This window comes from Bradyrhizobium sp. HKCCYLS3013, assembly GCF_051167615.1.
Lineage (GTDB): Bacteria > Pseudomonadota > Alphaproteobacteria > Rhizobiales > Xanthobacteraceae > Bradyrhizobium.
In genome coordinates this window covers 86579-103054 of the sequence record NZ_JBNPTK010000018.1, presented here as the reverse complement: position 1 = coordinate 103054, position 16476 = coordinate 86579, and the positions used below count along the sequence as shown (strand labels likewise).

Genomic DNA, 16476 nt, shown 5'->3' with positions numbered 1-16476 from the left:
GTCAATCCGCGGTTCCGGCCATGCGGTGCAGGCCGACCAGGCGATCGCTGATCAGCAGCAGCACGAGCGTGCCGGCGAGAATGAGGGTGGAGAGCGCAGCCAAGGTCGGATCGGGCGCCTCCTCGATATATTGCAGCATGCGGATCGGCAGGGTTTTCGAACGCACGTCGGTGAGAAAGATCGAGACCGGATAGTTGTCGAACGAGGCGAGCAGGCTGAACAGCCCTGCAATCAGGAACGACGGCGCCAAAGCCGGCACCATCACCCTGATCACGCTGCCGGCATAGGTGCAGCCGAGCGTGCGCGCCGCCTCGATCAAGGTGAAGTCGAAGCGGGAGAGCCCGGCGATCATGGTGCGCGCGACGTAAGGAAGCGTCACCACGAGATGGGCCACCAGCAGCGCGCTCCAGGTCGCGGTGAAGCCGACCATGCGGAAATATTGCAGCAGCGCGATGCCGAGCACGAGGCCGGGCATCATCAGCGGCGACACCAGCAGCGTGCCCAGCGCGGTCGCGCCGGGCAGCCTGCCGCGCGCGATGGCGATGGCGGCGAGCGTGCCGGCGACCATCGACAGCGCGGTCGACAGCACAGCGATCTGCAGCGACAGGACCAGCGACGGCCAGAAGCCGTCGAGCCGGCCGATGCGGCCATACCAGCGCAGCGACGCGCCCGACAGCGGCAGATCGAACACCGGTGTCGGCGAGAACGAGGCGGCGGCGATCACGACCAGCGGCAGCAGCAGGAACAGTGCGAGGCCGATCGCGAGCACCCAGCAGATGATGATGGCGAGGCGCGACATCATTTCGGCTCCCGGGACAGCATCGCACTGAGCGCGACGACGATGATTGCGATCGCCAACAGCACGACGCCGGCGGCCGCGCCGAAGCCGGGCTCGCGCGCCAGCAGATAGGCCTTGGCGATGGTGGTGGCGAGGGTCGGATATTTCTCGCCGATGAGCAGCGTCGGCACCACATAGGCCGACACCGACAGCGAGAACACCAGCGCCACGCCGGCGATGATGCCCGGCAGGGTCAGCGGCAGGATGACGCGAAAGAACACGACCAGCGGCGAGGCGCCGAGCGTGGCCGCGGCTTCAGCGTAGCGGCCGTCGAGCTGCGCCACGACGGCGTAGATCGGCAGCACCATGAACGGCAGGAAGATGTTGACGGCACCGACGATCAGCGCGGTCTGGGTGAAGATCATGCGGATCGGATCCTCGATGATCCCCATTGCGATCAGCACCGTGTTGATGAGGCCGTCGCTGCGCAACAGGATGGTCCAGGCGAAGGCCTTGACGATGACCGAGGCGGCGAGCGGCAGGAACAGCGTGGCCAGCAGGATCGAGCGCAGCGGCCCACGTGCGCGGGCCAGCGCGAAGGCCGCGGGATAGGAGATGAGAAATGCGATCAGCGTCGTCAGCAGGCCGAGCCGCAGCGAATTCCAGATGATTCCGAGATAATAAGGCGTACCGAGCAGCCTCGTGTAGTTCGCCGGCGTGATGCCGCCGTTGGCGTCGAGCACGCTGACGCCGAGCAGCAGCGCCAGCGGCAGCACGAACACCAGTGCCGTTATCAGCAGCGATGGCGCGACGAAGCCGAACGCCGCGAGGCGCTCGCGATCCGGCGCGGTCTTGACGATGGGCGCGGTCAGCACGGCGTCGGTCATGGTCAGGTCTCGGCGGCGAAGGCGAAGGTTTCGGCGACGGACCACGCGAAGCGGACCTCGTCGTGCACGCGCGGCACCTCGGCCTCGCGCCCCGACAGCTCGGCGAGCAGGCTCGCGCCGGCGCCGGCATCGACGTCCACGAGGGTCCGCGAGCCCTGGAACACGACCGACCGAACGCGGCCGGCCGCGGAGTTGGCGCCCTCTCCAACGCCGAGCCGCAGCTGCTCCGGCCGCGTCACCACGATCACCGAGGCCCCGGGCTGGAACGCGCCGCGCGCCGACAGACGGCCGACCGGCGTGACGACTTCCACCGTGCCGTCCTGCGCGCCGACCACCTGGCCGGCGATGCGCGTCGACAGCCCTACGAAGTTGAGCGCGAACAGGCTGGCCGGCCGGGCATAAAGCTCGCGCGGCTCGGCGAGCTGCTCGATGCGGCCCTTGTTCATGACCGCGACGCGGTCCGACATGGTCAGCGCCTCGTCCTGGTCGTGGGTGACGAAGATCGCGGTTGCCTTGACCTCCTGCAGCAGCCGGCGCAGCTCGACCTGCATCTCCTCGCGCAGCTTGCGGTCGAGCGCCGACAGCGCTTCGTCGAACAGCAGCACGTCCGGCTCGACCGCGATGGCGCGCGCCAGCGCGACGCGCTGCTGCTGGCCGCCCGACAGCGCCGAGATGCGGCGGCTGCCGAGATGGCCGAGCTTGACCAGCGACAGCGCGCGCTCCACCGCACGATCGATCTCGGCCTTGGGCGTGCCGCGCACCTTCAGGCCGAAGGCGACATTGCCGGCAACGGTGAGATGCGGAAACAGCGCATAGCTCTGGAACACGACGCCGACATTGCGCCGGTGCGGCGGCACATGGGTGACGTCGCGCCCCGCGAGCGCGATCGTCCCGGCGTCGGGCGGTGCAAGGCCGGCGATCGCGCGCAGCAAGGTGGTCTTGCCGCAGCCGGACGGGCCGAGCAGGGTCACCAACTCGCCGCGGCGGATCGTGAGATCGACGCGATCGAGCACGGTCGCGGCGCCAAACCGCTTGGAGACCCCGCTGATGACGAGATGCGGCGCGCCGGTCATGTCATCTCCTTGCTCCAGCGATCGACCCAGCCGGCGCGGTTCTTGGCGATGAAGGCCCAGTCGGGCGCGAACAATGTCGCGGGATCGGGATAGCCTGAAGGCAGCGGCGTGGCCTGGTTGGTCGGCGCGATGAAGGCCGTCTTGGCGAGGATGCTCTGCGCCTCTGGGCTGAGGTAGAAGTCGATCACGGCGTCGGCGAGATCGCCGGCCGGCGCGCCGCTCACCTTGGCGATGCCCGACGGCATCGAGAAGCCGCCATCCTTCGGGATCGCGAGGTCGACCGGCGAGCCGTCGGCCTTGCGGATCAAGGTGTAGGCCGAGAACTGGCCGCCGATCATCCAGGCCTCGCCCTGCTCCAGCAGATTGATGGCTTGCGGGGCATTGGTATAGACGTTCAGCAGGTTGGCCTTCAGGGTCTTGATCTTCTTGAAGCCGGCGTCGATCTCGTACTGCGCCTCCTTGTAGGGCTTGCCGGTCTCGAGATGCGCGGCGGCGAGCAAGGTCCAGAACCCTTCGGTGTTGGACAGCGACGGCACGACGATCTTGGAATCGTATTTCGCATCCCACAGCTCGGCCCAGCTGCCAGGTGCCGTCTTCATGCGCCTGGTGGAATAGGCGATGCCGGCCCACGGCTTCTGATAGTTGGCCCACATGCCGTCCTGGTGCACGGCATCGCCGACAAGCTTGCCGAGATTGGGGATCGCCGAGGACGACATCTTGGTGATCAGCCCCTCGGCCGCGGCCGGCAGCATCACCGGATCGTCCATGATCACCACCGAGATCTTCGGGCTTGCCTTGTCGGCCTGCATCTTCTGCAGATTGGTCAGCGAGTTGGTGCCCTCATAGAGCACCTTGCAGTCGAGCTTCTTCTCCAGCACCGGAAACAGGTCGGAGTTGAAATATTTGGCGGCGCCGGCGGGGCCGCCGATCACGATCTCTTTCGGGGCGGCGCGCACCAAAGCGGGCGCGGCGAAGGTGGCGGCGAAGGCCGCACCAGTCTTCAGGAGGCTGCGGCGGGAGAAGGGGTGCATGAGAGGATCCCGTGTGAGCTGTCGCGTGGCGTGTCACCCGAGATCAGCAAGCGTCGTGCCAAATGTGCACATTTCTTGATTCAGCAATGAGATCAGCGTTCCGAGCTATCTCTCGATCCGCATCGTGCCCGGCCACGGGCAGAATGTGCACATTTTTTGGAGGTGACGTGCCGCGCCTTTGGGCCTAGCAGTTCGCCATGGCGATGCGAGCGCAGCGAATCGGAAAGGCCAATCCCGCCGAGGACGAGGCGGTGTATCAGGCCATCCTGCGTGCGCTGCTGGAAGGCAAGCTCAAGGCCGGTACCAAGCTCGCCGAGACGCCGCTGGCTGACATCTTCGGCGTGTCGCGCGAGCGCATCCGAAAAGTTTTGCACCGGCTCGGCGCCGAGCGGCGGCTGGAGATGATCCCGAACCGTGGCGCACGGGTGCCGCGGCCGACGCTCGATGATGTCAGGCGAGTCTATGAGGCGCATCGCGTCCTCGAGGCCGGCGTGCTCAGCCAGCTGGTGCTGCGGGTCGATGATCTCCTGCTCGCCCGGCTCGATGCGCATCTGGCGGAGGAGCGCGCGGCGGCACAGCGCGGCGATCGCGCGACCTCGGTGCGGCTGTCTGGCGCCTTCCACGTCCATCTCGTCGACTCCATCGGCAATCCCGAGCTGTCACGCATGCTCGGCGATCTGCTCAGCCGCTCCTCGGTGATGGTGTCGGTGTACGAGCCGGCGGCGCAGTCGATCTGCGCGGTCGACGAGCACGGCGCGATCGTCACGGCGCTGCGCGACCGCGACCTGATGCGCGCGATCGCGGTGTCGCGCGAGCACTTCCTGCATGTCGAGGGCCGGCTGCGGCTCGACCAGGACGCGGCGACGCCCACCCAGGATCTCGCCGCGGTGTTTGCCGGACGACGGCCGCTGCGCGGCAAGCGGCGCTCGGCCTAGCCGTGCCGGCAACCGCTACTTCGTCGGCAGCGCCGTCACCGGATGCCAATGATGATCCGGCCGCGTGCCTGCCAGGGGCCTGCAGCGCGCGATCATGACTTCGGCGGCGCGATCGCCCGGCTTGAGCGCGAGGACGGCTTCGAAGGCCGCGCTGGCAGCCGCAAAGTCCTGCGCGCGATAGTCACGCAGTCCGCGCGCGTAGTGCGCGATCCAGCGCATGTCCTGCGCGGCGACATTCTCCGCAAGCCCGACCAGTTCGTGGACGCGCAGGCCCTCCTCGCGGCCATAGACGGCGATGCGGTCGATCTCGCGGGTGAGAAACGCCTCGCCCGCCAGCCGCGCGGTGCCCTCGCCGATCAGGATGTCCGTGCCGTAGACCTTGTTGGCGCCCTCGAGTCGGCTCGCGACGTTCACGGCATCGCCGATCACCGTATAGTTGAGACGCAGTTCGGAGCCGATGTTGCCGACCAGCATGGGACCGGAGTTGATGCCGATGCGGATCGCGAGCGGCCGGCCGTCATCGTCGCACAGGCCGCTGGCCGCGACCGCGTCCCGGCATGCCAGCGCGGCGCGGCAGCACAGACCCGCATGATCCGGCTGCGCGGCCGGCGCGCCCCAGAACGCCATCACGGCATCGCCGATGAACTTGTCGATCGTGCCGCCGTGATCGACGATGACGGTCGAGATCAGATCGAGATGGCGCGACAGCAGCGGCACGACGCGGTCGCCCATGCGCTCCGACAGGCCGGTGAAGCCGGCGATGTCGATGAACATGACGCTGAGCTCCTGGACATGACCGCCCGGCCTGGCATCGACGCCCTGTCGCAGCAATTGCCGGACGAGATCGGCGGGAATGAACTTGCGGAACGACGACAGGCCGCCGGCCATCTCGGCGATGGCGCCGGACAGGCTCGCGATCTCGCGCAGCCGCGACGGATGGCGGCGCACCTGCTCGAGCGCGAAGGCCTCGACGTGACGCAGTTCGGCCACCACGCGCCCGAGCGGCGCGGCGATCACGGCACGCGCCAGCGCGGCGGAAACCAGCGCCGCGAGCACGGCGCCGATGCCGAGACCGACGATCACGCGCCGCAGCGCCGCGTCGACCGGACCGAGAAATTCCGCTTCCGGAATCACCGTGACCAGCGACCAGCCGGGAAACGGCAGCGCCGTGCGCGCGACCTCGAAGGCGCCGCCGCCCGATTGCACGCGGCCGCGCCAGGCCTCGTCGCCTGCGGGCGAGGACCGCATCGCCTGCTGCGCGACCGGCAGCAGCGGCTGGCGGCCCTGCCCGGCATTGACCTCGTCGGCGGTCTCGTCGGGCGCCGCGACCACGCCGCCGTCATGCGCCAGGATGAAGGCGCTGCCAGTGCGGCCGACCTGGAGCTGGGCGAGAAAGCGCGAGATGCGCGCGTGCTCGATGATGATGGCGAGCACGCCCTGCCGCTCCTGATAGACATCGATAGGCCCCGCCAGCGCGATCGCGGGACGGTCACCGCCGGGATGCACGTCGACGCTGAACCAGCGCGGCTCGTCCGCGGCGAGGCTCTCCTTGAACCAGGGCTGGTCGGCGACCTTGAAACGGGTCGGCTCGAAGCGGCGCGCCGCGAACTCGATATCGCCGGGCACGACATCGTATTCATCGACGCGGCGCTGGCCGGGATGATCGGTCAGTGAGATCTCCATCATCTCCAGGCGCCGGTCGCCGAGCTTGTGGGCGGCGAAGAACGAGCCGTCGGGCCAGCCGAACGCCGCCGATGAGATCGTCGCCTGCGACTGCAGCTGCGACAGGAACACGAATTCGCGCTTGTCCGCCTCGCGGGTGTCGAGCACGTTCTGCAGGAACAGCGTGCGGATGGCGGTGTGCGCCGCGCGCGCCTCGCTGACGATCGCGCTCACCTCCTTGCGCACGGCGCTCGCGATCTGCGCATTGATGGTGCTGGCGAGCTGACGGCTGATCGCCTCCGAGGTGCGCCACCACAACAGGCTCGAGGCCAGCGCCGTCAGCAGGATCGCGGTCAGCACCAGCGCCGACACGGCGAAGCGGATGCTGACGGTCAACCGCTCGCCGGCGGCGTCTCGGCGCGGCACTCGGCTGTTTTCGCTCGCCATCATCGCAGGTCGATCTCCGATCGGACCGATCGGCGCGCGGGGCTGCGCCCGACGGGGAGCCGCCAGACTGCGCTCTCATGACGTGCGCCACCAATGCCGGCTGGCTAAGTCGATGATGCCTGCAAAGCATTGGCACTTCGAACCCGCCTGCGTTCGATTGGACGCAGCTCCGAAGCACGCAATACCGCTCACAGGGTCGTGAGCGGAGTCGCCGCGTAACATTCTCGTGGCTGCGGGCGAAGGAGAGATGCGCATCGCCAAGCGAGCGATGCAGAACACGAGAGGAATCGTCATGCCCGCCAAGAGAACCGTCACCACGCTGGCGCTCGCCGGCGCCGTCAGCACCGCGCTCGCAAGCCTCGCAATGGCTGGGCCACTGACCAAGGCCGAAGCGGAAGCCGCAATGGCCGCCAAGAAGGAGAAATGCTTCGGCGTTGCCCTGAAGGGCCAGAACGATTGCGCCGCCGGTCCCGGCACGACCTGCCAGGGTACCTCCACGATCGACTTCCAGGGCAACGCGTGGAAATTCGTCCAGGGCGGCACCTGCACTAGCATCGACGTGCCCGGCGGCCGCAAGGGCTCGCTGAAGCCGATCTGATCGCTCTCGTTCACCCCAAGCGGAAAGCGGAGACGCAGCATGAGCACCGATGCCCCCCCTGCACCGTGCCCCACCATGCCGCTTCGCTTTCCGCCACCTCTCGGCGGCGTCGCCGGGACCAGCTTCAAGCCGTCGCACCTGACCGCCATCCTGGCCGAGGCGCCGCAGCGCGGCTTCTTCGAGGTCCATGCCGAGAACTACATGGGCGCCGGCGGGCCGCCGCATCGTCAGCTCGAGGCGATCCGCAGGGATCATCCGCTGTCGATCCACGGCGTCTGCATGTCGATCGGCGGCCCGCAGCCGCTCGATCGCGACCACCTCGCGCGCTTCCGCAAGCTCGTCGCCCGCTATCAGCCAAGCCTGGTCTCCGAGCATCTGGCGTGGTCGACGCACGATACGACGTTCTTCAACGACCTGCTGCCGTTGCCCTACACGACCGCCACGCTGGCACGGGTCTGCGACCATATCGACGAGGTGCAGAGCGCGATCCGGCGGCCGATCCTGCTGGAAAATCCGTCGACCTACGTCGCCTTTCACGACTCGACGATGAGCGAGACCGACTTCATCCGCGCCATCGTCCGCGGCACCGGCTGCGGGCTCCTGCTCGACCTCAACAACGTATTCGTCTCCGCGATCAATCATGGCTTCTCGCCACAGGACTATCTGGCCGACTTTCCGCTCGCCGCTGTCGGCGAGATTCATCTCGCCGGTCACGCCGTGCAGGCCGACGATGAAGGTGAGCCGCTGCTGATCGACAGCCATGACGGCCCCGTCGCCTACGATGTGTGGGCCCTGTTCGCCAGCGTGATCGCGCGCAACGGTCCGACGCCGACGCTGATCGAATGGGACAGCAACATTCCGGACTGGCCGGTGCTGAAGGCAGAGGCCACGGCCGCGCAGACGATTCTCGATGACCACGCTCCCGGCTGCTCGCAGGAGGTGCGCGATGCCGCAGCCTGAGCAGGTTTCCGGCTACGCCGCCCAGTTCGCCGCGGCGCTGCTGACGCCGGATCGCGCGACGCCTGTCGCCGTCAGGGGTCCGCTGGCCAAGGCGGCCGGGCGCCGGTTCAACGTCTACCGCAACAACGTCACGGTCAGCCTGATCGAGTCGCTCATCGCGATCTATCCGGCGGTGCAGCGCATCACCGGTCCCGACTTCTTCCGCGCGATGGCGCGGGCGCATGTGCGCGAAACGCCGCCGGCGTCGCCGCTGCTCTTTGACTATGGACGCGACTTCCCCGCCTTCATTGCAGCGTACGAGCACGCCCGAACGATGCCGTTCCTGACGGACGTCGCACAGATCGAGCGGGCCTGGCTCGACGCCTATCACGCGGCAGACGCCGCGCCGCTCGACGGCGCCACGCTGGCGACGGTGCCGCCCGAGCGGCTGCCCATGCTGCGCTTCGCCGCTCATCCCGCCACCCGCATCGTGCGCTCGGATTTCGCGGCGGTCACGATCTTCTCGGCCAACCGCGGCGATGCCCCGGTGCCGCGCATTGATGGCTCGGTTCCGGAGGACGCGCTGATCACGCGGCCCGCGCTCGACGTCGTCGTGCGTCACCTGCCACGAGGCGGCGCGATCTTCGCAAGCCTGCTGGTCGCGCGGCAGCCGCTCGACGTCGCTGCGGAAGCCGCGTTCGAGGCCGCGCCGGAGTTCGATCTCGCCGCCAACGTAGCCGGCCTGATCGAGGCCGGCGCCTTCACGGACATCACTTTCGAGGACGCATGATGACGACGGACCACTCCATGGCGCCGACCCCGACGCTGTCGCTGCCTTCCCTCGTCGGCCAGGCCGTGCGGCTGCTGCAGAGCGCGACCCCGCTCACCCTGGTCCAGCTCGTCACTCGCATTGCGCTCGCCGTGCCGTTCTGGCGCTCGGGCATTCTCAAATGGGACGGCTTTCTCAGGCTGAGCGACACCGCCGTGACCCTGTTCAGCGACGAGTTCATGCTGCATCTACCCGGCGGGCCATATCACTTTCCCATGCCGACGGTGATGGCGTTCCTGTCGGGCTGCGGCGAGGTCGGCTTCCCCGTCCTGCTCATTCTCGGCCTCGGCACCCGCTTCGCGGCGCTCGGCCTGCTGTTCATGACGTGCATCGTCGAGCTCACAGTGCCCGACGGCTGGCCGATCCATCTGACCTGGGCGGCGATGGCGCTGGGCCTCATCGCCCATGGCGGCGGAAAGATCTCGCTCGATCACGTTCTCGGCGGGCTGTTCGGCGGCGCGCACCAGGGCAGCGCCAGCCGTGGCATGTAGTAGCCGCGCCACTCGCAGACCTCCTCGGGCCCCCTGCGCTTGAGCGCCATCTTGACCGGCTCGGCCTGGCTGATGCCGACATGGAGCGCGAGCAGCGCCGCGCCGATCGGATAGGCGAAGCGGGAGAAGCGCAGGTCCGACAGACGATCGAGCAGGACCATGCCGGCGATGATGATCAGGGGATCGGTGAAGACGAAGTACTCGACCTTCAGCCCGCGGCGGACGCCGAGCGTGTCGATGCCGATGGCCGCCAGCATCAGGAGGACGGCCTGGATGGCCGCCTGCCGCTCACCGCGGCGCCAGGCGATGACGATGCCGGGGATGACCAGCCAGGTCAGGAACACCGCGGGGCGGGCCGACGATTGCAGCACGAAGGTGTAGCGCCGGATGACCCCCAGCACCCCCGATAGCAGCAGGCCGACTGCCCCGGCGAGGCTGCCGGCGGCCTCGGGCGCGTCGACATAGGTGATCATCTTCTCGAGAGGATTGAGCACGACCACGACATCGTTGATGTCGTAGCTCAGCTTCAGTGCCAGCACGCCGAGGCTTGTGCCGGCCACCGCCGCCAGCAGTGCCGCGACAGTCTCGGCCGCGCTCACCCGCCACCGCCACGCGAAGCCGACCATGCAGGCCGCGACCACGCCGAGCAGCGCGAACTGATAGATGCCGAAGCGGCCGAACAGTATCGGCTTGAGCCCGGCAGCCGTTGCATTGACAGGATCGAAGCCGGCGGCGATCAGCGGCCAGGCGGCGATCGCGGCGACGATTGCCGCCACGGCTGCAACCATGACGGCCGCCCACGCGCGCGAGCTTTGCCAGAACGCCACGCTTGCGCTCGCCGCCGTCCCGAACGGCAACACCAGCACAGGAATGGCGGCGATCAGCAGGATCGCATGCACCTTGTTCTCCAGGCCGAGCATGCAGAGCAGCGCGGCGAGTCCGACGGCGAGCGGCCGCGCCAGGCTGGCGCGGCGCGCCACAGCGATCAGGATCATCAGCGCGAGGATGCAGAACGACGCCGCGATCATCTCGCTGCGCAGGATGCGCAGATGCATCTGCACGCCGCCGGAGAAGGCGAAGGCGGTGACGGCGAGCATGGCGATGCGCCAATCGGACACCAGCCGGCGCGCGGCCCAGGCAAAGGCGAGGATGATGCCGGCGGCCGTCAGCAGCGCGGCGACGCGTCCGGCATGGACGGCGCTGGTCATCGCCGCGTCGAAAGCGGCGCGGTCGGCGGGGATCGCCGACAACGTCCAGGCGTCGAGCAGGCCGAGCCGGTGCAGCAGCGCGAACCAGGTCTCGACCGAGAGGATGGTGAGATAGGCCGGGTGGTCGAAGAACACCTGCGCGCCGCCGTCGTTCATGGCGAGCGCGTTGTAGATCACCATGAAGTCCATGTCGGCATTGCGCCAATAGACGGTGAAATAGCCGGCGGTCAGGAACGACACGAGCGAGAGCAGCAGCGCGACCGCAACGCCGCCGCGCCAGCCGAACGGGGTGAGGCGGTCGAGCGCGTCGCGGCGCGGCACGTCCTTTGTCGCACAGTTCTGGCCGGCATCTTGGGAAGGGCCGTCACCGCGGATCACAAGCAGCTCCGGCGGGAACTCCAATGAAGCGCATCGGCGCCACCTCGCAGGCGTGGTCCGCGCGCGCACGCCATCCTCAGATCGCCTTGATCTTGAAGAACGCGAACACGACCATCTTCAGCAGCATCCAGCCGTGGCGGAAGCGGGAGATCTGGGTTTCGCCATAGCTGCGCGCGGCGTAGCGGATCGGCAGGTCGATCGATTTCAGGTTCAGCTTCGAAGCGCCGAAGATCAGGTCGAAATCGCCGAACGGATCGAAATCGCCGAAATAGGCCTTGCCGGCCTTGAGCCTGACATAGTCGCTGCGGCGTAGCACCTTGGTGCCGCAGAGCGTATCGGTGTAGCGCTGATTCAGGAGCCACGAGAACAGGTAGGAGAAGGTCTTGTTGGCGATGAGGTTGAGGAAGCGCATCGCGCCCTCGTCCATCGGATAGACCAGGCGCGAGCCGTTGATGAACTCGCCCTTGCCGGAACGCAGCGCCTCGAAGAATTTCGGCAATTGCTCCGGCGGCATGGTGAGGTCGGCATCGAGGATCATCAGCACGTCGCCGCGCGCGGCGTCGAACGCGGTGAACACCGCGTCGGCCTTGCCCTTGCCGGGCTGGCGCATCAGCTTGATGTCGTGATCGGGGAACGCCGCGCGCACCCGCTCCATCTCCTCATAGGTGCCGTCCTGGCTGTGGCCCTCGATGAAGATGATCTCGATGTCGTTGCAGAACGTGGCGATGCGCCGGACCGCCGGCTCGATGTTGCCGCGCTCGTTGCGCGCCGGGATCACCACCGTCGCCGAGCGGACGTCGTCGCTGACGCAGCGCATCGATCGCGATACCAGATAATGTCGCAGCGCCAGCGCGCGCAGGCCCGGCAGCACGCTGAGGAAGCGATTGGCGAAGCGGCCGAGGCCGTAGAGCCGGAGCGGCGACAGCACGCGCTGCTCCGATTTGACGGGATCGAAATCGGCGAGGTGCGCCAGGCTGCGCAGGTCGGCCGGCGACAGCACGTTCTGCTCCGGCTGCGGCATCCGCAGGCCCAGTGCTTCCGCAGCCTTCAGCAGCGGATACCAGAGGTGCGAGAAGTAGCCGATGACGAGTCGCGTCTCGCGCGTGCACAACGGGTGCAACTGCGCGATGAACTGCTGGCAGTCGTCGAGCGAGCCGATGGTGTCGAGCACCAGGATGACATCGAACGGGCCGGTGGCGGCGGCGAGCGTGGCCGGATCCTCCGCGTCGCCCAGAATGAAGGTCAGCTCGGGATGCCGGCTGCGCGCGATCGCGATCTGCTTTTCGCTGAAGTCGATGCCGACGCCGTAGGACGGCGCGAGCGAGGCCAGCGTATCGCCGAGGCCGCAGCCGATCTCCAGCACGCGGCTGCCCGGCGGAATCAGGAAGCGCAGATAGCACGCGTCCTCGCCGTGAAAGAACGCCGCCTTGTCGCGCCAGTCGGCGCGCGCATCGGCGAAATGGTTGGCATGGTCGAGGATGGCCGCCTTGCGCGGCGACAGCGCCTTCGTTGCCGGCGACAGGGTTGCGGCAACCTGCGGCCGCTCGCGTTCGTCCTGCCGGACCGCCTCGTCCAACTCCGCCACCTGATACCACCCCCGCTAGGAACTACGTCCTTCTAGGCCAGCCCGGTTGGGCGGAGTCAAGGCGGTGGCAGAGAAGTCCTCCGCTCTGTTGGCATCGTGACGCCCCGGCTCTGACGCGCGACGGAAACGAGCAGACATCCGCCGGCCACAATGAGGCCCGCGCGATCGTTCGCGCCGCATGCGTCCGATCTTTGCTTCTCATTCGCGCTCGCAACTAAGCGGGCGCGGGAAGACCGGCGACGCGGGACCGTCGTCGCGAGATTGGCGCCGGCGCCAGCGGCTGGAGCGCCGGCGCGCCGGCCTGCGCGGGGGCACGGAAGCACCTGACGAGTCCGCAGTCGCGGCTCCCCCCTCCTATCAACACAGCGATGCACCGCGATCGAGACATGCCGCCGCGCTCACCGCCCGCAGCAGAACTTGTATTTCTTGCCGCTACCGCACGGGCATGGATCATTGCGGCCGACCTTCGCGGTGGCAGCCGCCCGCTTCGGCTCCGTGACGGCGGCGCGCGCGTCACCCTCGACGAAGCGCCAGGCGCCGTCGTCGTCGCGGCGAAACTGTGAGACCTCGTGGTGCTCGATGATCTTGCCGTCTTCGCGATAGCTGGCGATGAAGCTGACGACGCCATCGGCGTCGCCGGGCTGGCCGCGGACCGACGAGACGATGCGCAGGCCGAGCCAGGTCGCGCGCGTCGCCCAATTCTTCGCCGCGACAGGGTCGAACGCAGCACGCCTGTCGGACGCGAGCGTCGCTTCGATGTAGCCGATGTCGCCGCGCGTATAGGCCGTGTAGCGCGAGCGCATCAGCGCCTCGGCGGTGGGCGGCATCGCGTCGCCAAGCAGATAGGGACCGCAACAGCGGTCGAAGGGAAGCTGTGATCCGCAGGGACATGGCATGAGGTGACGTGGGTGCTCCGATCCCGAAATGACATCATAGTGCGATCGAGAAGCGCCGGCACCTCTTCGTTCGATCAGTGAACAGAAGTATGCCTCACGCGGCGGTTGTGACTCCAAAGACGCAGGTCGCCAGCGTTCACCACTGCCGCTGCCGCCACACGCGCCGCGCGGTTTCGAAACCGGCGAATCCGTGTTAACCATTGGTTTAGAACATGGGTGTTGGGCGCACGGCTGACCGGCCCGGCCCCGCGCGGACCAGAACCTTCCGGGCGCCGCCTCATTACGTGGCGCTTGTGACCGCAAGCCCTCCGCATCATCGGCGGACCAGGGCGCGGGAGACGCCAACGATTTCTTCGCGCGACGCCAGCCCGGCCGCAAGAACGAAGGCCCGCTTCGAGGCGGGCCGCTGCCCGATTCCCGATCAGACGTGCACCCGATGCCGGCGCGGTCAGCGCTGCGTGCAAACGCAGCGTCGCGCCCATCACCACCGATTGGAGCAGCCCCGATGGCTGATGAGTCCGTAGTCGCATCCATCATTCCCTGGCGAGAGCCGAAGACGGCCAAGCCGCGTCCGAAGCGCGCCAAGGTCGTCAAGCCACGCCCGCGGCCCCGAGCCGACAAGGCCGAGAAAGCCAAGATGGCGGCGCTCGACGACGAGATGCTCGCGTCCGAGACGCTGATCATGCCGGACTTCCTGGACTACGTGAACGAGCCGGCGAAAGCTCCGGCCGTTGCCGAGGCGTCGCGCACGGGGGCGGCTGCCAGCGCGGCCGCTGCGGCGATCCCGGCCGCAGCGCCGCCGGCCACGATACCGCCGCGCGATGCGCCGGCCGCGACCGAGGCCGAGGTCGTGCAGGCCGCCGCGCCGATCACGCCGACGAAGCCCGCGCGCGCTGGCATCACCGCCTCGTCGGTCCTGCTGCAACTGGCCGCACTGGCGCTGGCCGCGGTCGGCATGGCCATGAACGGCTGGTTCGCCCACTCGCTCGGCTCGAACAGCACCGCGGGCTATATGTTCCTGGCTGTCGGCGTCACCGCCGACCTCGTCGCGCTGGTGATGCCGACCTGCGCCGCGCGGCTATGGCAGGCGCGCCACCGCGCCTCGGCACTGACCGGCTGGGCGGTGTGGCTGATGACCTTCGTGTTCGCGGTCACCGCCGGCATCGGCTTCGCCTCCACCAACATCAGCGACGTCACCTTGGCGCGCGCCTCGCGCGTGACGCCCGCGGTGCAGGCGGCGCAGACCGCGCTCGCCGACGCCATGACCGCGCGCGACCGCGAGTGCAAGGGCGGCGTCGGCAAGTTCTGCCGCGAGCGCGAGGCCGCCGTTGCCGAGCGCCGGCTGGCGCTGGACGCGGCGATGTCCACGGTCAGCCAGACCGCCGATCCGCAGACCGAGGCCGCGATCAAGCTGGTGGCGTGGGTGTCGCGCGGCGTGGTGAAGCCCTCCGCCGAAGACTTCGTCATGCTCCGCCTGATCCTGCTGGCGCTCCTGCCGCAGATCGGCGGCATCCTGCTGATGGTCGGGCGAAGGGTGTGAGAGTTCTTGTCGCCGCCGGCGATTGTTTCGCCGGGGTCGGCTCAGCGCCTGCTGCGGCCGCGTGAACGCGGCGGACGATGCGCGGCGCGCCACGCGCTCTCGAGCACGCTGCGCAGGCGAGCGGCGTCGACGTCGGCGAGCGACACGGTGGTCCAGCCCTGATCACCCCATTTGTTGGGGACCCGGCGAAACACGCCGGGCTGCAGGCCGGCATGGTGCTCCTGCTCGTCGGGCGAGAGCAGGACATTGGCGGATGCGCCATCGGCGGCCAGGGTCGCAAAGGTCCGGTGCAGCTTGAACGCGGCGCGATCGAAGTGAGGCGCCTCGGTCGCTCCGGCGAACGACAGAGCGAGGCTGCGAAATTCGTCACCGGTCATCTCGACGCGCCTCTTGCGATCGTATTCGAAGGATATGACTAGCACCGGCCAGCGCGGTCCGCCATGCGGTGTCCCCGCCGCCCTGCACGCGAACGTGAAGACCGCCACCCCAAGCCCTTGATGCACGTCAAAACTAAACGCCATCGTTTCTATATGGCTTGTCGCAGGATGCGATCAAAGGAGAGCAAGACATGGCGGCACAGAGCACGATGCAGGTTTACTTGAACTGGGCCAGGGAGCGTCTCCATGAGATGGATGCAGCGCTGGAGTCGATCGGCGTCAAGGCAGCCGAGGCCGAAGCAGCATCCAAAGTGAAGACCGACGAGATCATGGCGGACCTGAAGAAGCGCCGCAGCGATCTCGAGGCCCTGCTCAAGACGCAAGCCGAGGCCGGCGAAGCCGCGCTGGCCAGCGCGAAGACGGAACTGGACGCGCACTGGGCCGGATTCGAGGCGCAGATGAGTGCCTATTTCGAAGCGGCCGGCAGGCAGGCCGCGCAGCAGCAGGCGACCTTCAAGGACATTGCCGCCGCCCAGGCCAAGGCTTGGCGCGAGTCGGCCGACAGGTTTCGCGAGGCCGCGACCAAGGTGACGACGGCCGGCACCACCGACCTCGACGCCGTGCTGAAGCAGCTCAAATCCGACGCGTCGGCGGCCGGCGCTCATCTCGAGAAGCTGAAACAGACGGGCAGCGAGTCCTGGTCGGTGCTCAGTGCCGCCCTGAGCGAATCCCGCAAGGCGTTCGATCAGGCCAATCAGGCGGCCTGGAATGCGTTGAAGGGGCCGGGCGCGAAGAGCTGAGGGCAAGCCCGCGACAGCGACA

Annotated in this window: 16 protein-coding genes; 7 read left to right on the top strand and 9 right to left on the bottom strand. The window is 68.1% G+C overall.

The window, feature by feature from the left end:
• Position 1: 1 nt before the first annotated feature.
• The 4 genes from ACQR1F_RS26850 to ACQR1F_RS26835 are packed head-to-tail and all read right to left on the bottom strand — an operon-like array spanning position 2 to position 3769.
• Positions 2-799, bottom strand: a complete 798-nt coding sequence (locus tag ACQR1F_RS26850; protein WP_434914162.1) for an ABC transporter permease — start codon at positions 797-799, stop codon at positions 2-4.
• On the bottom strand, positions 799-1665 hold the full coding sequence (locus tag ACQR1F_RS26845) for an ABC transporter permease (RefSeq protein ID WP_316180379.1): 867 nt from the start codon (positions 1663-1665) through the stop codon (positions 799-801). Before ACQR1F_RS26845 ends, ACQR1F_RS26850 begins: the two co-directional genes overlap by 1 nt.
• Before the next feature lie 2 nt (positions 1666-1667).
• The gene (locus ACQR1F_RS26840) at positions 1668-2738 is read right to left on the bottom strand and encodes an ABC transporter ATP-binding protein (protein ID WP_434914161.1); all 1071 of its coding nucleotides are present in this window, start codon (positions 2736-2738) and stop codon (positions 1668-1670) included.
• Entirely contained in the window at positions 2735-3769 is a 1035-nt protein-coding gene (locus ACQR1F_RS26835) for an extracellular solute-binding protein (RefSeq protein WP_315800663.1), read from the bottom strand. Before ACQR1F_RS26835 ends, ACQR1F_RS26840 begins: the two co-directional genes overlap by 4 nt.
• Before the next feature lie 197 nt (positions 3770-3966).
• On the opposite strand from ACQR1F_RS26835, the gene ACQR1F_RS26830 reads away from it, so the two are divergent.
• A complete protein-coding gene (locus ACQR1F_RS26830) occupies positions 3967-4704 on the top strand; it encodes a GntR family transcriptional regulator (RefSeq protein ID WP_434838865.1) in 738 nt (245 codons plus the stop codon).
• Positions 4705-4719: 15 nt separating this feature from the next.
• On the opposite strand, the gene ACQR1F_RS26825 is transcribed toward ACQR1F_RS26830, so the two are convergent.
• Positions 4720-6792, bottom strand: a complete 2073-nt coding sequence (locus ACQR1F_RS26825) for an adenylate/guanylate cyclase domain-containing protein (RefSeq protein ID WP_434914160.1) — start codon at positions 6790-6792, stop codon at positions 4720-4722.
• A 313-nt stretch (positions 6793-7105) separates the two neighbouring features.
• Between ACQR1F_RS26825 and ACQR1F_RS26820 the strand changes: the two genes are divergently transcribed.
• The 4 genes from ACQR1F_RS26820 to ACQR1F_RS26805 are packed head-to-tail and all read left to right on the top strand — an operon-like array spanning position 7106 to position 9670.
• Positions 7106-7411 carry a BufA1 family periplasmic bufferin-type metallophore gene (locus tag ACQR1F_RS26820; RefSeq protein WP_315800665.1) on the top strand — a complete coding sequence of 102 codons (306 nt, stop codon included), beginning with the start codon at positions 7106-7108 and terminating at the stop codon, positions 7409-7411.
• 39 nt (positions 7412-7450) lie between these two features.
• On the top strand, positions 7451-8371 hold the full coding sequence (gene bufB / locus ACQR1F_RS26815; protein ID WP_434914159.1) for an MNIO family bufferin maturase: 921 nt from the start codon (positions 7451-7453) through the stop codon (positions 8369-8371).
• Positions 8358-9140, top strand: a complete 783-nt coding sequence (locus ACQR1F_RS26810) for a DNA-binding domain-containing protein (protein ID WP_316215538.1) — start codon at positions 8358-8360, stop codon at positions 9138-9140. Before bufB ends, ACQR1F_RS26810 begins: the two co-directional genes overlap by 14 nt.
• The gene (locus ACQR1F_RS26805) at positions 9140-9670 is read left to right on the top strand and encodes a DoxX family protein (RefSeq protein ID WP_409997873.1); all 531 of its coding nucleotides are present in this window, start codon (positions 9140-9142) and stop codon (positions 9668-9670) included. Before ACQR1F_RS26810 ends, ACQR1F_RS26805 begins: the two co-directional genes overlap by 1 nt.
• Here ACQR1F_RS26805 and ACQR1F_RS26800 read toward each other — a convergent pair.
• From ACQR1F_RS26800 to ACQR1F_RS26790, 3 genes are all read right to left on the bottom strand, one after another.
• Positions 9610-11199 carry a hypothetical protein gene (locus ACQR1F_RS26800; RefSeq protein ID WP_315800669.1) on the bottom strand — a complete coding sequence of 530 codons (1590 nt, stop codon included), beginning with the start codon at positions 11197-11199 and terminating at the stop codon, positions 9610-9612. The two genes, ACQR1F_RS26805 and ACQR1F_RS26800, sit on opposite strands and share 61 nt — an antisense overlap.
• Before the next feature lie 133 nt (positions 11200-11332).
• The gene (locus tag ACQR1F_RS26795; protein ID WP_316180370.1) at positions 11333-12841 is read right to left on the bottom strand and encodes a bifunctional class I SAM-dependent methyltransferase/glycosyltransferase family 2 protein; all 1509 of its coding nucleotides are present in this window, start codon (positions 12839-12841) and stop codon (positions 11333-11335) included.
• A 398-nt stretch (positions 12842-13239) separates the two neighbouring features.
• Positions 13240-13737 (bottom strand): YchJ family protein, encoded by a 498-nt coding sequence (locus ACQR1F_RS26790; protein WP_315800671.1) that lies wholly within the window; start codon positions 13735-13737, stop codon positions 13240-13242.
• Between the two features lie 505 nt (positions 13738-14242).
• On the opposite strand from ACQR1F_RS26790, the gene ACQR1F_RS26785 reads away from it, so the two are divergent.
• Positions 14243-15277, top strand: coding sequence for a hypothetical protein (locus ACQR1F_RS26785; RefSeq protein ID WP_434908005.1), 1035 nt, complete (start codon positions 14243-14245; stop codon positions 15275-15277).
• Positions 15278-15318: 41 nt separating this feature from the next.
• Here the strand turns inward: ACQR1F_RS26785 and ACQR1F_RS26780 are convergent, their stop codons facing one another.
• Positions 15319-15654, bottom strand: coding sequence for an MmcQ/YjbR family DNA-binding protein (locus tag ACQR1F_RS26780; protein WP_434914158.1), 336 nt, complete (start codon positions 15652-15654; stop codon positions 15319-15321).
• A gap of 191 nt (positions 15655-15845) precedes the next feature.
• Here ACQR1F_RS26780 and ACQR1F_RS26775 point away from each other — a divergent pair, with 191 nt between their 5' ends.
• A complete protein-coding gene (locus tag ACQR1F_RS26775) occupies positions 15846-16454 on the top strand; it encodes a hypothetical protein (RefSeq protein ID WP_434914157.1) in 609 nt (202 codons plus the stop codon).
• Positions 16455-16476: the final 22 nt, after the last annotated feature.

What these genes read in the sequence shown, in the direction of transcription:
- ACQR1F_RS26850 (WP_434914162.1), bottom strand. Translation starts at nt 799, where the DNA reads ATGTCGCGCCTCGCCATCATCATCTGCTGGGTGCTCGCGATCGGCCTC.
- ACQR1F_RS26845 (WP_316180379.1), bottom strand. Translation starts at nt 1,665, where the DNA reads ATGACCGACGCCGTGCTGACCGCGCCCATCGTCAAGACCGCGCCGGAT.
- ACQR1F_RS26840 (WP_434914161.1), bottom strand. Translation starts at nt 2,738, where the DNA reads ATGACCGGCGCGCCGCATCTCGTCATCAGCGGGGTCTCCAAGCGGTTT.
- ACQR1F_RS26835 (WP_315800663.1), bottom strand. Translation starts at nt 3,769, where the DNA reads ATGCACCCCTTCTCCCGCCGCAGCCTCCTGAAGACTGGTGCGGCCTTC.
- ACQR1F_RS26830 (WP_434838865.1), top strand. Translation starts at nt 3,967, where the DNA reads ATGGCGATGCGAGCGCAGCGAATCGGAAAGGCCAATCCCGCCGAGGAC.
- ACQR1F_RS26820 (WP_315800665.1), top strand. Translation starts at nt 7,106, where the DNA reads ATGCCCGCCAAGAGAACCGTCACCACGCTGGCGCTCGCCGGCGCCGTC.
- bufB (WP_434914159.1), top strand. Translation starts at nt 7,451, where the DNA reads ATGAGCACCGATGCCCCCCCTGCACCGTGCCCCACCATGCCGCTTCGC.
- ACQR1F_RS26810 (WP_316215538.1), top strand. Translation starts at nt 8,358, where the DNA reads ATGCCGCAGCCTGAGCAGGTTTCCGGCTACGCCGCCCAGTTCGCCGCG.
- ACQR1F_RS26805 (WP_409997873.1), top strand. Translation starts at nt 9,140, where the DNA reads ATGACGACGGACCACTCCATGGCGCCGACCCCGACGCTGTCGCTGCCT.
- ACQR1F_RS26790 (WP_315800671.1), bottom strand. Translation starts at nt 13,737, where the DNA reads ATGCCATGTCCCTGCGGATCACAGCTTCCCTTCGACCGCTGTTGCGGT.
- ACQR1F_RS26785 (WP_434908005.1), top strand. Translation starts at nt 14,243, where the DNA reads ATGGCTGATGAGTCCGTAGTCGCATCCATCATTCCCTGGCGAGAGCCG.
- ACQR1F_RS26780 (WP_434914158.1), bottom strand. Translation starts at nt 15,654, where the DNA reads ATGACCGGTGACGAATTTCGCAGCCTCGCTCTGTCGTTCGCCGGAGCG.
- ACQR1F_RS26775 (WP_434914157.1), top strand. Translation starts at nt 15,846, where the DNA reads ATGGCGGCACAGAGCACGATGCAGGTTTACTTGAACTGGGCCAGGGAG.